The organism is Nocardiopsis sp. CNZ308, from assembly GCF_004217075.1.
The window spans coordinates 3,761,203-3,773,661 of sequence record NZ_SHKJ01000001.1 but is presented as its reverse complement, the minus strand read 5'-3'; the positions used below and the strand labels follow the sequence as shown (position 1 = coordinate 3,773,661).

General features: G+C 71.6%; 12 protein-coding genes. 1 reads left to right on the top strand and 11 read right to left on the bottom strand.

What is annotated here, in order from left to right:
• Window positions 1-143: 143 nt before the first annotated feature.
• From EV372_RS16485 to EV372_RS16470, 5 genes are all read right to left on the bottom strand, one after another.
• On the bottom strand, window positions 144-1,307 hold the full coding sequence (locus EV372_RS16485) for a methyltransferase domain-containing protein (RefSeq protein WP_165435996.1): 1,164 nt from the start codon (window positions 1,305-1,307) through the stop codon (window positions 144-146).
• Window positions 1,308-1,333: 26 nt separating this feature from the next.
• Complete coding sequence (locus EV372_RS29095; RefSeq protein ID WP_165435995.1) at window positions 1,334-1,537, bottom strand: hypothetical protein; 204 nt, start codon at window positions 1,535-1,537, stop codon at window positions 1,334-1,336.
• A gap of 250 nt (window positions 1,538-1,787) precedes the next feature.
• Complete coding sequence (locus tag EV372_RS16480; protein WP_130396690.1) at window positions 1,788-3,155, bottom strand: four-carbon acid sugar kinase family protein; 1,368 nt, start codon at window positions 3,153-3,155, stop codon at window positions 1,788-1,790.
• Between the two features lie 115 nt (window positions 3,156-3,270).
• Complete coding sequence (locus EV372_RS16475; protein WP_130396689.1) at window positions 3,271-4,362, bottom strand: Gfo/Idh/MocA family oxidoreductase; 1,092 nt, start codon at window positions 4,360-4,362, stop codon at window positions 3,271-3,273.
• Window positions 4,363-4,441: 79 nt separating this feature from the next.
• Entirely contained in the window at window positions 4,442-5,083 is a 642-nt protein-coding gene (locus EV372_RS16470) for a TetR/AcrR family transcriptional regulator (protein WP_130396688.1), read from the bottom strand.
• 148 nt (window positions 5,084-5,231) lie between these two features.
• On the opposite strand from EV372_RS16470, the gene EV372_RS16465 reads away from it, so the two are divergent.
• Window positions 5,232-6,164 (top strand): zinc-binding dehydrogenase, encoded by a 933-nt coding sequence (locus tag EV372_RS16465; protein WP_130396687.1) that lies wholly within the window; start codon window positions 5,232-5,234, stop codon window positions 6,162-6,164.
• Window positions 6,165-6,377: 213 nt separating this feature from the next.
• On the opposite strand, the gene EV372_RS16460 is transcribed toward EV372_RS16465, so the two are convergent.
• From EV372_RS16460 to EV372_RS16435, 6 genes are all read right to left on the bottom strand, one after another.
• A complete protein-coding gene (locus EV372_RS16460) occupies window positions 6,378-6,755 on the bottom strand; it encodes a VOC family protein (protein WP_130396686.1) in 378 nt (125 codons plus the stop codon).
• Between the two features lie 442 nt (window positions 6,756-7,197).
• On the bottom strand, window positions 7,198-7,890 hold the full coding sequence (locus EV372_RS16455; RefSeq protein ID WP_130396685.1) for a haloacid dehalogenase type II: 693 nt from the start codon (window positions 7,888-7,890) through the stop codon (window positions 7,198-7,200).
• Between the two features lie 410 nt (window positions 7,891-8,300).
• The gene (locus tag EV372_RS16450) at window positions 8,301-9,227 is read right to left on the bottom strand and encodes a fructosamine kinase family protein (protein ID WP_130396684.1); all 927 of its coding nucleotides are present in this window, start codon (window positions 9,225-9,227) and stop codon (window positions 8,301-8,303) included.
• Window positions 9,228-9,250: 23 nt separating this feature from the next.
• Window positions 9,251-9,778, bottom strand: a complete 528-nt coding sequence (locus EV372_RS16445) for a low molecular weight protein-tyrosine-phosphatase (protein ID WP_130396683.1) — start codon at window positions 9,776-9,778, stop codon at window positions 9,251-9,253.
• 274 nt (window positions 9,779-10,052) lie between these two features.
• Window positions 10,053-10,487 carry a response regulator gene (locus tag EV372_RS16440; RefSeq protein WP_013151498.1) on the bottom strand — a complete coding sequence of 145 codons (435 nt, stop codon included), beginning with the start codon at window positions 10,485-10,487 and terminating at the stop codon, window positions 10,053-10,055.
• A 28-nt stretch (window positions 10,488-10,515) separates the two neighbouring features.
• Complete coding sequence (locus EV372_RS16435) at window positions 10,516-12,441, bottom strand: ATP-binding protein (protein WP_130396682.1); 1,926 nt, start codon at window positions 12,439-12,441, stop codon at window positions 10,516-10,518.
• Window positions 12,442-12,459 lie beyond the last annotated feature (18 nt).

The following is a 12,459-nucleotide window of genomic DNA, read 5'->3' as shown; positions in this document are numbered from 1 at the left end:
ATCCCCGCGTGCGCGGGGAGCACGTCAACGACCTGCGAACTTACCAGCGGCAAGCAGCCGTTCTTCCAACTTCTTGAAAAAGAGACAAAAGGGACGAAGTACGTAACCCTCGGAGACCGTGGCCGTAACGGTTGGGTGATCGGTCATGGGCCCTTCGGAAGGCCGGCGGGTTGTGTCCGGACACCTGAAGGGACGAGACGTACCCGCTGGCCTTCAGCGCCCACAGTGACCTCGAACAGGCTCCGGTCAGGGCACCCGTGCGTTTCCCACCACCTCCAGGCGGACTCAACCTCCACCCACAAACTGCGGGGGCCAGCCTGCTCGACCGCGTATACCTCGGCACCTGGCACGTAGTCCACCGACGCCCACGAGCCCGCGGTGTCGTACAGCCACAGCGTGCTCTCCCCCGAATCGTCGTCCGCATCGAACCAGGCCCGGCACAGACCCGGTACCGCCACACCAACGGTGAACTCGGCGCCTGACCCGTGGGCGACCACGTGATGCGGGTCCACACTGGTGTGGCAGGTGCGCACCGGAGCGTCGAAGTCAACGTGATCCGACCAACGGCCCCGGTGAGCGCGCTGAGCACGCAGCCACATGAACGGAGCGTCGCCGATGGGGCGGCCGGTCGCGGTACCGTCCGCGTCCACCACCAGGCGCAACAGCACGGTCGCCGCGTAGTCGTTTCCCCACGGGGTCAGGATGATTCCGCCCGGCCTGGTCTGCTCCACCCAGGCGTAGGGGATCTGCTTGGCGGCGACGGTGGCGAGAACCCGGTCGAACGGGGCGGCTCCGGGAACACCTTGGGCACCGTCCCCACACACCAGGGCCGGCTTCCACCCAGTGGCTTCCAGAGCCGTACCACCCAACTCAGCCAAGGCGGGGTCCACCTCGATGCTGGTCACATTGTGCGAGCCCAGCCTGGCGCACAGCAGTGCCGCGTTGTATCCGGTGGCGGTACCGATCTCCAGCACCCGCATACCGTCGGTTACCTGAAGGGCCTCCAGCATGCGGGCGACCAGGGAGGGCTGTGAGGCGGAACTGGTGGTGTACCGGCCCCGGCCGTCAGTTCCGGCCGGGGTTCCGTCATCGACCTGGGTGGGCAAGGCGTAGTCGGCGTAGACGTTCTCCCACCAGTACGGATCGTCCCGGCCAACGGGGACCATCCACCCGTCGGCACGGGCACCGTCGTCGGCCCAGATGGGGTCGGGAATGAAGAGGTGCCGGGGCACCTGCAGGAAGGCGTCCCGCCACCGGGGGTCGGTGAGCGCGCCCGTCGTCTGGAGGTCGTCCACCAGGGCGGCCAAACGGGCACTGGTGTCGGGGGAACCCACTACTTGCCGCTGCCTTCTTTCCCACCGCCGCCGTGGGGGCTCGGTTTCTGGCCGTCCTGCTGCCATTTCGGGTCGGGCTTCTTGTCCTCGCTGTCCGGCTTGCCGTGACTACCCACCGGGAGTACCTCCTCGGATTTCTGTTCCGAGAAGGAATGTAACGCGGCATTCGCTGTGGAGCACCGGTGTTGGCGGAACTCGGTCACTCCGGGAATTCCAGGTCCTGCGACATCCGTGCCGAACGTGGAACGGCCCGTCCCCGCGTGCGCGGGGAGTGTCAACGAGCTGCGAACTCACCAGCGGCCAACAGCCGTTCTTCCAACTTCTTGAAAAAAGAAAAAACGGACGATGCGCTCGGCCCTGGAAAGACCGTGGCCGCAGAATACCGGCGACCCCACCTCGGCCTCGGCGACCTCGGTCAGCCCGCGGTGGGTGAGGTCCCCCGGTCGAGTCGGGTCAGACCGTGTCGCGCAGCGGCGTCGGCACCACGTGCTCCGACACCTCCGAGTGCACCTGGTGCAACCGTGTCTGCACCGCCCGCCGGAGCTTCGTCAGGCACTCCACCAGGGTGATGTCGTCCCCGACCAGGCCCCCCTTGGCCACCACCGGCGTTCCGTCCAGCGGCCCCCCGCTCAGGTGCCCGTGCACCGTCAGCGGAACGATCTCGCCCCCCACATCGAACGCGTGCACGTCCAACTCGTCCAACAGGCTCGCCACCAGGTCCCCGCCGGTCAGGTACAGCCCGCTGGGCAGCGCGTGCGCCCCCGTGGTGTCGGCGACCTCGTTGACCACGTCCGCCACCAGCCGCGCGATCCGGCCGGGCAGTTCCGCTCGGACCTGGGCGGGCAGTGCGCGCACCCGGTCGGAGGGCGTCACCACCCGCAGCACGCACAGTTCCGGAAAGCCCGAGGAGGTCAGCTGCTCGGACAGCTCCCGCGCGGTCCGCTCGGCGACCTCGTCCGCGCGCTCCCCCACGCTGAACTCCACCGCGTCCAGGTCCACGAACCGCACCGCGCCCGTGCGCGCGACGGTGGCCAACTGCCGCCGGGTCAGCTCGGTGGTACTGCCCACCACCCCCAGCAGCGGCCCGCGCGAACCCGCCTGACCCCTCAACCGCAGCGCGTAGGCCAGCAGCGCCCCCGTGGGCCCGGGGTCGGCCGCCAGCCACACGATCCCCGTGTCGTGGTGCGCGGCGGCCGCGGCCTCGGCGATGTCGGTCAGGTGCTGCTCGGTGCTCGCGTCGCACACGACCACGGGCTCGTCACCGGCGAGCAGTTCGGCGGTGAGCATCGTCTGCGTCACCTGCCGCACGGGCACGTGGCGCACCGGAAGGTCGGTCTGGACGGCGAGGATGTCGGCGACGGAACTGGTGGTCATCGGGCACAGCGGGTCATCGGCCAGTTCGGTGCGCTCCAGCGGCAACCCGTTGAGGAACTGCAACCCGTCCTCGGTGATGCGCCCCGAACTCGGGAAGGCCGGAACGAACAGCACCCGCACCCGCGTTCCGGCGGGTACGCGCTCGCGCACGGCGTCGTAGGTGGCCTCCAGTTCGGCACCGATGTTGCCGCGCAGCGTGGAGTCGGTCCGCTTGACCACCAGCCCCACCGGCCACACGGCTTCGACCACGTCCGTGACCAGGTCGGCGGCGTGCTCGGGAGGGACATGGCGGCTGTCCAGGTTGGCCACGACCACGTCGTAGTCCCCCACGACCCGGCTCACGTGTTCGGGAGTCACCGTGGCCACACGCATCCCGGTACGGGCGAACCGGGCACCGGTGGCGTTGGCACCGGTGAGTTCGTCGGCGACCACGAGGACCTGGGCCACGGCGCGTCTCCTTCGGCGTTCGGCGAAACCCCGGGGCGAGCTGGGGTGGGTCCTTCCAACATAGGCCCACGCGGGTGGTCCGGGGAGCGCCCGGCCCTCCCGCGGGAGCCGGGAATCAGACGTCGACCACCGACCGCGTGCGGGCGCTGCGCCGGGCGGCCTCGATGACCTCCAGTCCGTGGATCACCTCGTGCGGGTCCACCGGCAGGGGCTCGCCCTCGCCGACCGCGTCGCGCACCCCGGCGTAGAACTCCGGGTAGGCGCCGCGCGCGCTGGGCACCGGCCGGGTGTGGCCGTCCACCCCGAACACGCCCCAGTCCGCCTCGGGGACCACGCCCCAGTCGGCGGCGTCGGCCCGCTCCCCCGCCGTCAGCCGGGCCTCCTGGCCGTCCATGCCGTGGCTGGTGAACGCCCCCTCGTCCCCCAACACCCGAAAACGCGGCCCGCCCTGGGCGGTGAGCGCGCTCATCCACAGGTGGGAACGCGTGCCCCGGGCGTGGTCGAGGGCCAGGAAGACGTCGTCGTCGGCGTTGACGCCCTCGCGCCGGGCGTCGATCTCGGCGTAGACGGAGGAGACCGGGCCGAACAGGTTGACCGCCTGGTCGATCAGGTGCGGGCCCAGGTCGTAGAGCAGCCCGGCCCCGGCCTCGACCCCGCCGCTCTCGCGCCAGGTGCCCTTGGCCCGGGGACGCCAGCGCTCGAACCGCGACTCGAAGCGGTGCACGCGGCCCAGCCTCCCCTCCTCGATGAGGCCCCACAGGGTGAGGAAGTCGGCGTCCCAACGGCGGTTCTGGTACACGGTGAGCACCCGGCCCAGCTTGTCCGCGAGGTCGGTGAGCTCCCGGGCCTGGAGGGCGGTGAGGGCGAAGGGCTTGTCCACCACCACGGCCAGGCCCGCCTCCAGGGCGGCCTGGGCGAGCGGGGCGTGGGTGTCGTTGGGCGTGGTGACGACCGCGATCTCGTAACGCTCGGCGTCGGCCCACAGTTCGGCGACGTTCGGGTAGACGGTGACGCCGGGGTAGCGCGCCTCGGCGGCCCTGCGGCGGTCGGGGTTGCCCGTGACCACCGCGGACAGGCGCAGCCCCGGGACCGCGTCGATCAGCGGCGCGTGGAAGACCTCACCGCCCTTGCCGTAACCGATGAGGGCGACGTGCAGTTCGGGGCCGTCGTGTTCGGGTGTGCTCTGTGCCTCGGGTGCGTCAGCCATGCCACCAATCTAGGGCGTGCCGCCCCGACCCGCTGGTGGCGGGCGGCACGTGCCGTTCCCCCGCGGCCCGCGGACGCCGTCAGCGCTCGGGGGCGGACACGGTGAGGCCGCCGGGCAGGGCGTCGAAGGCCCGGCGGTACCGGGCGAGCAGGTCGGGGACCGCGGGGGTCCCCGGCGCGGCGGCCCAGTCGTCCAGCGCGTACCGGGCCGCGGAGGCGACCATGTCCAGGGCGAGCCGCGAGCGCGGGTCGCCCTGGTCGCCGACCCCCAGCACGGCCAGGGCCCGGACCGTGGTGCGCTCGCAGAACTGGAGGTTGTGGGCGCTGATCGCCGGGGTGTCCCCCGCCAGTCTGAGGCTGAGCCGGGCGGCGTGCGTCCACTCCCGGTCGGCCACGTGTTCCACGGCTTCGAGGATCGCGTCGCGTGCCAGCTCCACCAGGGGCCGACCGTCGGGCCCCCTCTCCTCCAGCACCCGGAGGAACGCCCCCCACAGGTCCTGCAACGGAGCCATGGCCAACTCCTCCTTGCTCGCGAAGTAGCGGAAGAAGGTGCGTTTGGAGACCTCCGCCTCCGCGCAGACCTCGTCCAGCGTGACCCGGTCGTACCCCGCCCGGGTGAAACGCTCCAGTGCGGTGTCGACCAGGGTTCGGCGGGTGCGGCGCTTCTTGCGCTCGCGCAGGGACTCCTCGGAGGCGGCGGGGCGGGGACGGGTGCTGACCATGGCCGAAGTGTACCGAAGCGGACCGCCACTCGACGCCCATAGCGCCTTGGAGGCTTTGGCCCCTTGGACGCTTTAGCCCCTTGACGCATAAAGCCACTAAGTGCCATATTCTGACCCTGGCCATCCCGTCCCGTGAAGGAGCCCGGACATGCGCGCCCTGGTCGTCGACCGCACCGCACCCCGCCGTCTGCGACTCGGAGAGGCCCCCGAACCGGTTGCGGCCCCGCACCAGGCACTGGTCCGCGTCACCGCCACGTCACTCAACTTCGGCGAGGTGACCACCGTCTCCCGTCTGCCCGACGCGACCGTGCCGGGGTGGGACGCCGCGGGCTTCGTGGAACGCCCCGCCGCCGACGGATCCGGCCCCGCCGCCGGAACCGCGGTGGTCACCCTGGGTGCGGCGGGGGGCTGGGCCGAACTGCGCGCCGTGGACACAGGCTTCCTGGGAGCCGTCCCGGACGGCGCGGACCACGGAGCCCTCAGCACCGTCCCGGTGGCGGCCACCAGTGCCCTGCGCGCCCTGCGCGAAGTGGGGTTCCTCCTCGGCAGGAAAATCCTGGTCACCGGGGCCACCGGTGGCGTGGGGCGGTACGCGGTCCAGCTCGCCCGCATGGGCGGCGCCCACGTGACCGCCTGCACCGCTGACCCCCGGGCCCACGGCGCCGGACTGCGCGACCTGGGCGCCCACGAGGTGGTGTCGGAGCCCGGGGAACTCGACTACCTGGTCGACGGGGTCGTGGACTGTGTCGGAGGCCCCCAGTTGGTCGCGGCCTTCGACAGGCTGAACGCCGGGGGAACCCTGGTGGCCGTCGGACACGTGACCGGGCAGCCCGAGCACTTCCCGCTCGACGCGTTCCTCGTGGACGACGGGCGACACGGCCGCTCCATCACCACGTTCCACCTCCAGGACGGCGTGGCGCCGGCCGGGGACCTGGGCTGGCTGGCCGGTCGGGTCGCCTCCGGGGACCTCGATCCGGGGGTCTCCTGGCGCGGTTCGTGGGACCGGGCCGACGAGGCCGTGGCCGCCCTCCTCGAACGCCGCCTGCGGGGCAAGGCCGTTCTGGAGCTCACCGCCGGGTGAGGGCGCACCGCCCACTGCCACAGCCTGGGTTCGGCGGGAGCGGCGACCGCCGGGGACCTTGTCTCCCCGGCCTCGGCGGTCGAGGCCGGGAAGGCGGGGAACCGACGGTCCGGCCCGGCCGGTGCGCGGCGGGTGGTGAACGGTGGGCGCGACCGGCGCCGTTACCGGCCGCGACCACGGAGGCGGGCTGGCCGCCGGTGACGACGGAGGCCGTCAGAGCTGGTCGAGGCGGGCCCTGAGCAGGCAGAACTCGTTGCCCTCGGGGTCGGCGAGGACGTGCCAGGGCTCCTCCCCGCTCTGACCGATGTCGGCGAACACGGCCCCGGCGGCGAGGAGGCGTTCGAGTTCGGCGTCCTGGTCGCGGTCGGTGGCGTTGACGTCGATGTGCAGCCGGGGTTTCGCCCTCTCCGGCTCCTCGGTGCGGCTGAGGATGATCGTCGGCTGCAGGCCGCCGAACCCCTCACGCGGCCCGATCTCGATGCAGCCCTCCTCGCGGTCGAGCACGACGAAGTCCAGGACCTCGCACCAGAACCGCGCCAACGCCTCGGGGTCGCGGCAGGAGAGCACGAGCTCACTGATACGACATGCCATGGACGAAACCTGCTCTCCTCGTGGGAACTGACGGGGTGACCGCGCGGATCTCCTGAATCCGCGGCGGCGGCACTCCGAGACCGTACCGGGTGAGGCGAGCGGGAGCGAGGAGATTTCCGGGGTCCGCCTGGCCGGGTCCGCCTGGCCGAACCGGGCCGAACCGGGCCGAGCCGCCGAACGCGGGTCACGGGCCTCGGTTGCCGGGCTCTCGATCCGAGGTTCCATGATCGGGCTTTCAGACCCTCGGATCCAGGTTCGAGGCCCCAGGGTTCAGCTTCCAGGCCCTGAGCTCTCGGCTCGGGGTCCCAGAAGCCGGGGTCCAGACCCTCGATCCCAGAATCAGGACTTCGGGTTCAGGGTTCCAGGCCCTCGACTCCCGGCTTGGGATCCCAGACTCCGGAGACCAGAACCCCCGGGTTCCAGGTGCGGGCTCCTCGGGCCGTCAGATCGCGTTGAGGCTTATGGCCAGTTCGTCGAGGCTCTTCACGACCAGGTCGAAGCGGTCCGTCGCGCGCGGAGGATCCCCGACGGGACGTTCGACATAGGCGGTCCGCATACCCAGGGCCCGCGCGCCCCGGAGGTCCCAGGCATGGGCGGCGACCATGAGCAGGCGGTCCGGCGGGCAGCCCGCGTTCGCGATCGCGAGCCGGTACACGTCGGGATGGGGTTTGTAGCCGCGCGCGTCCTCGGCGGAGAGCACCTGGTGCCAGCGGAGCCCGGCATGTGCGCTGATGCGGGTGAGCGCCGAGTGGCTGGCGTTCGACAGGCCGACCACCGGGAAGTACGAGGCGATCCGGTCCAGCGCGGAGGCGGAGTCAGGCCACGGCGCCAACCGCTGCGCGGAGGCCGCCAGCGAGCGGATCGCGTCCGCGTCGTCGACACCGGCCTCGGCCGCGACGCGTGTGGCCGCTCCGAGGTCGATCACCGTGCTGTCTGCGTAGGGGCGGCGGCCCGCGAGGATCTCCTGCTGCTGCTCGTCGACATGCCTGTTCCACACCTGGACGAGCTCGCGCGCCCTCGCGTCGTCGATGTCCGGGAGCAGTGTCCGGATGCCGCGCCCGATACCACCGGGTTCATCGACCATGGTCCCCAGAACGTCGAAGACGATCACGTCTATGTCGGAGGGTGAAGTCACGGGAAGCGCTCCCTAGGTTCCTCCGCTGCGCCACCCGGGATGTGTGGGGACTCAGTTACAGGAGGGTTCAGTGATCCGCCAGGCACGTTGGTGAGCATAGTGCGGGCCCCCATCCGTCCCCGCCGGAGGGGCCCAGCGGCTCCAGCGGTTCCCCCGGCCCCGCCGGCACCGGACGGTCGGCACGGTCAGCCGCCGCGCAGGAGGTCCAGCACACGGGGCGGCCAGCACGCACAAGGCCTGGCACGGCCAACCACCGTGCGGGCCGACCAGCACGCGGGACGCCGGGCACAGCCGAGCACGGCGCGGAACGACCAACACGGAGAACGCTCGGCACCGCCAACCACCGCGCGGAACGACCAGCACGCGGGACGCTCAGCACGGCCGACCACCGTCCAGGCCGGCCGACACGGTCAGCCGCCGCGCAGGGCGGTGCGCGCGGCCTCCAGGGTCGTGGTGCGGTAGGCGGCGCCGAACAGGCACATATGGACCAGCAGCGGGTGCAGCTGGTGCAGGGCGACCCGCGACCGCCATCCGGAGGCCAGCGGCGCCACCTCGTTGTAGGCGTCGCGGACCCGTTCCAGGTGGGGCAGGCCGAACAGGGCCAGCATGGCCAGGTCGGCCTCACGGTGCCCGCCGTGCGCGGCCGGGTCGATGACCACCGCGTCCTGCGCCCGCCAGAGGACGTTGCCGCTCCACAGGTCGCCGTGGACGCGCGCGGGCTCCTCGGGTTCTCCGGCCAGGTCGGCGACGGCGTCGACCACCTTCTCGACCACGCGGCCGTCGGACGGGGTGAGGGAGCCCTGGTCCAGGGCCTGGCGCAGGTAGGGACGCAGGCGCTGCTCGGCGTAGAAGCGCGGCCAGTCCCGGGAGGGGGTGTTGTCCATGGCCAGGGGGCCGATGTAGCCGGGCCAGTCGGCGCCGAAGTGGTCGGCGCCGGTCAGGTGCATCCCGGCGAGTTGGCGGCCGAGGCGCTCGGCGGCCTGGGCGGTGGGTTCGCGCTCCTCGATCCACGGCAGGACGAGGATGCGGTCGTCCCAGGCCACGACGTCGACGGCGGGTGAGCCGAAGGTCCGGCCCAGCCAGTCCAGGCCGCGCGCCTCGGCGGTGAGCACCCCGTTGGGCGGGGCTCCGCGCACCAGGGACTTGACGAACAGGCGGGTGCCGTCGGCGAGTTCGGCGTAGTAGATGTCCCAGTCGTGGCTGCTGCCCGCGCGGGCGGCGCGCCTGACGTCGCGGTCGAGCAGGACGGTGAGGCGTTCGGCCATGGTTCCGTTGACCGGGTCCCTGCGGCGGCCCTCCCCGGGCCCGTCGCCGCCGTCGCCTCCGAAGTCCCGCACGATCCGCTCCCCCCTCACCCGCGCTACCGCCTCAACCGGGTGACGAGTTCGCCGGTGAGGCCCTTGGCCGCGGACTCCACCATGTTGAGTACGGCGGTGAACCCGTCGTCGCCTCCGTAGTAGGGGTCGGGGACCTCCGGGTTGGGTCCGGTGCCGGGCGCGAAGGAGCGGAAGAGGCGGACCCGCGACATGTCGAACCCGTACTCCTCACCGTACTCGTCGACGATGCGCCGGATCTCGTCGACGTTGTCCAGGTCCATGGCGAGAACGAGGTCCCGGTCGGCGAGGACGTCGTGGGCGAACTGGCGGGCGGTGTGACTGGTGAGGTATCCGTGCACGCGCAGGGTGGAGGCCGCGCGCGGGTCCATGCCGCCGCCCACGTGCCAGTCGCCCGTGCCGAAGCTGTCCACCGCCACGAGGTCGCTCATCCCGGCGCGTTCGAGGTCGGCGGCGAGGATCTTCTCCGCCATGGGCGAGCGGCAGATGTTGCCCAGGCACACCACACTGACGCGGTAGGGACCAGCGGGGTCACGCGGTTCCGGCAAGCTCATGCCCTTACCGTAACGAAAAACCGTTGCGGCCACGTGTTGTGGCTCCCGCGCGTTCGCCGGACGGGGCGGGGCATCACGCGGGGCAGCGCGAAGCGGGAGGGGTGGGTGGCCCCCCTGTATCCATGCAACCGCAGGCGGGCGCGCCGCGGTAGTCCCCGCGCGCGGCTGTGGAAAACCCCCGCGGAGGGCCCGCCGCGACCGCGCGGGCCTCCCCTGCCGGTCCCCGCGCTGGCCTCCGGCGCTGCCGCGCCCTGCGGTGGGACGGGCGCGCCGCCTACCCCTTGGGCAGGCGCACCACGCTGACGAAGAAGTCGTCGATCTGCCGGACCACCCGTATGAACTGGTCGAAGTCCACCGGCTTGGGAACGTAGGCGTTGGCGTGCAGGCGGTAGCTGCGCAGCACGTCCTCCTCCGCCTCGGAGGTGGTGAGCACCACGACGGGGATGTGCGCGAGGTCCTCGTCGTTCTTGACCTCCTCCAGCACCTCCCTGCCGTCCTTGCGGGGCAGATTGAGGTCGAGCAGGATCAGGTGGGGACGGGGCGCGTCGGCGAACTCCTCCTCGCGACGCAGGAAGCGCAGCGCCTCGACACCGTCGGAGACCACGTGCAGGCGGTTGCCCAGCTTGTGTTCCTCGAACGCCTCCCTGGTCATCAGGACGTCGCCGGGGTCGTCCTCGACCAGCAGCACCTCGATGGGATGCACCAACATGACCTCGCTCAAGCTTCCAGACCCCTGCTCAGGGTCCCGCCCCGTGACCGGGGGGAACCGTACCGCCACCGGTGTCGGGCTGGGCGGAGCGGACGCCGCCGGGCCTGTCGCCCGGTTCGGCGCTGTCCTCCCCAGGGTTGTCCGTACCCGTGGGCTGTCGTGCGGCCGTCGGAGCCGAGTCCTCGGGGGTGGTCTCGGCTTCCTCGGTGCCCTCGTCCCCGTTATCGACGGCGAGGGGCTCGGCGGTTCCCCTGTCGGGGGCCGGGTCCTCGTCCTCCGCGGGGTCGGCGGGCAAGGACCAGCATATGCGCGTTCCGGTTCGACCAGAGTCCCGGTCACCTGAGGTTTCGGATTCCCCGGGGTCCTGGGAGCCGGTTTCCAGCCAGATCCGCCCCCCGTGGAACTCCACGATCTTCTTGCACATCGCCAGGCCGATGCCGGTCCCCGTGTACTTGTCCCTGGTATGCAACCGCTGGAAGATCACGAAGATGCGCTCCGCGTACTGCGGTTCGATTCCGATCCCGTTGTCGGAGCAGCAGAACACCCACTCGTCACCGCGCCGTTCGACGCTGATGTGGACCCGGGGGTCCTCCTCGCCGCGGAACTTCACGGCGTTGCCCACGAGGTTGAAGAACACCTGGGTCAGGAGGGTGCGGTCGCCCTGCACGGTCGGCAACGGGTCCCGGGTGACCTCGGCGTCGGCCTCCTCCAGACGGGTGGACAGGCTGCTCAGGGCGTCGTCCAGCGCGCCGTCGAGGGCGACCGGCGCGAAGTTCCTGACCCGGCCGACCCGGGAGAAGGCCAGCAGGTCGTTGATGAGGGTCTGCATGCGCTTGGCGCCCTCGACCGCGAAGTCGATGTAGGAGTCGGCGCGCTCGTCCAGCTGCCCCTGGTAGCGGCGCTGGAGCAGCTGGCAGAAGCTCGCCACCTTGCGCAGCGGCTCCTGGAGGTCGTGGGAGGCGACGTAGGCGAACTGCTCCAGCTCCAGGTTGGAGCGGCGCAGCTCCTCGGTCTGGTTCTCCATGAGGACGGACTGCTCCTGGAGCTTGCGCCGCGCGGAGGCGACCTCGTCCAGGTCCTGCACGATGCGCTCGCGCATGGCGTCCACGTCCTGGCCGAGCCGGACGATCTCCGGCGGGCCGTGCAGGGAGATCCGGTGGGCGTAGTAGCCCTCCGACACCTGGCGCATGTGTCCGGCGAGTTCCTCCAGGGGGCGCAGAACCCACTGCTGGAGCATCACCCACAGGAACACCGACAGGAACACCACGACCAGGCCGACCAGGACCAGCAGGGCCACGACCTGCTGGGTGGCCAGGGTCAGGCCCTCGCGGGCCTCCTTGATCTCCGCCTCCAGCTGGCTGGTGGTGGCGTCGCTGATCCGGCTGAGCTCCAGGAAGAGGACCCGGCCGCGCCGCAGCTCCTCCTGGGTGACCTCCTGGCCGCCGCTGACCCGCTCCAGGGCGGGCTCGGCGAAGTCCTCGGTCCACACCCGGCCCGCGGTGAGCAGGTCGTCGACGTTGGTGGCCACCTCGGGGTTGTCCTCGGCCAGCTGGGCCAGGACGGCCTGGTTCTCCGTCAGCGTCAGCTGGCTCTCGACGTAGGGCTGGAGGAACTCGCGGTCCTGGGTGAGGATGTAGCCGCGCAGGGCGTGGTCCTGGGTGAGGTAGGCCGAGTGCGTCTGCTCGACCGCGCTCACGGCGGGTGTCAGGGAGTCGACCTGGAGCGCCAGGGACTCGCGTGCCTGGAACGCCGCCAGGGTGATGACGGACACCGCCACGACCAGGACGACGGCGACCACGGCCAGCAGGCTCGTGACGCGCCGCCGCAGGCTCCACGACTGGTGGGCCGAGCGCTTCCCCTCGCGGTTGGTGCCGTTGACGAAGTGCGTGCCGCCGGTCGAGGCCGCGCCGCGCACGCCGGTGTCCGGGGCGGGCCCGGACCCCTCGGTCTCCATGGCCGTCCCCTCTCCGGT

What these genes read in the sequence shown, in the direction of transcription:
- EV372_RS16475 (WP_130396689.1), bottom strand. Translation starts at nt 4,362, where the DNA reads ATGGCTGACGCACCCGAGGCACAGAGCACACCCGAACACGACGGCCCC.
- EV372_RS16470 (WP_130396688.1), bottom strand. Translation starts at nt 5,083, where the DNA reads ATGGTCAGCACCCGTCCCCGCCCCGCCGCCTCCGAGGAGTCCCTGCGC.
- EV372_RS16465 (WP_130396687.1), top strand. Translation starts at nt 5,232, where the DNA reads ATGCGCGCCCTGGTCGTCGACCGCACCGCACCCCGCCGTCTGCGACTC.
- EV372_RS16460 (WP_130396686.1), bottom strand. Translation starts at nt 6,755, where the DNA reads ATGGCATGTCGTATCAGTGAGCTCGTGCTCTCCTGCCGCGACCCCGAG.
- EV372_RS16445 (WP_130396683.1), bottom strand. Translation starts at nt 9,778, where the DNA reads ATGAGCTTGCCGGAACCGCGTGACCCCGCTGGTCCCTACCGCGTCAGT.
- EV372_RS16440 (WP_013151498.1), bottom strand. Translation starts at nt 10,487, where the DNA reads ATGTTGGTGCATCCCATCGAGGTGCTGCTGGTCGAGGACGACCCCGGC.
- EV372_RS16435 (WP_130396682.1), bottom strand. Translation starts at nt 12,441, where the DNA reads ATGGAGACCGAGGGGTCCGGGCCCGCCCCGGACACCGGCGTGCGCGGC.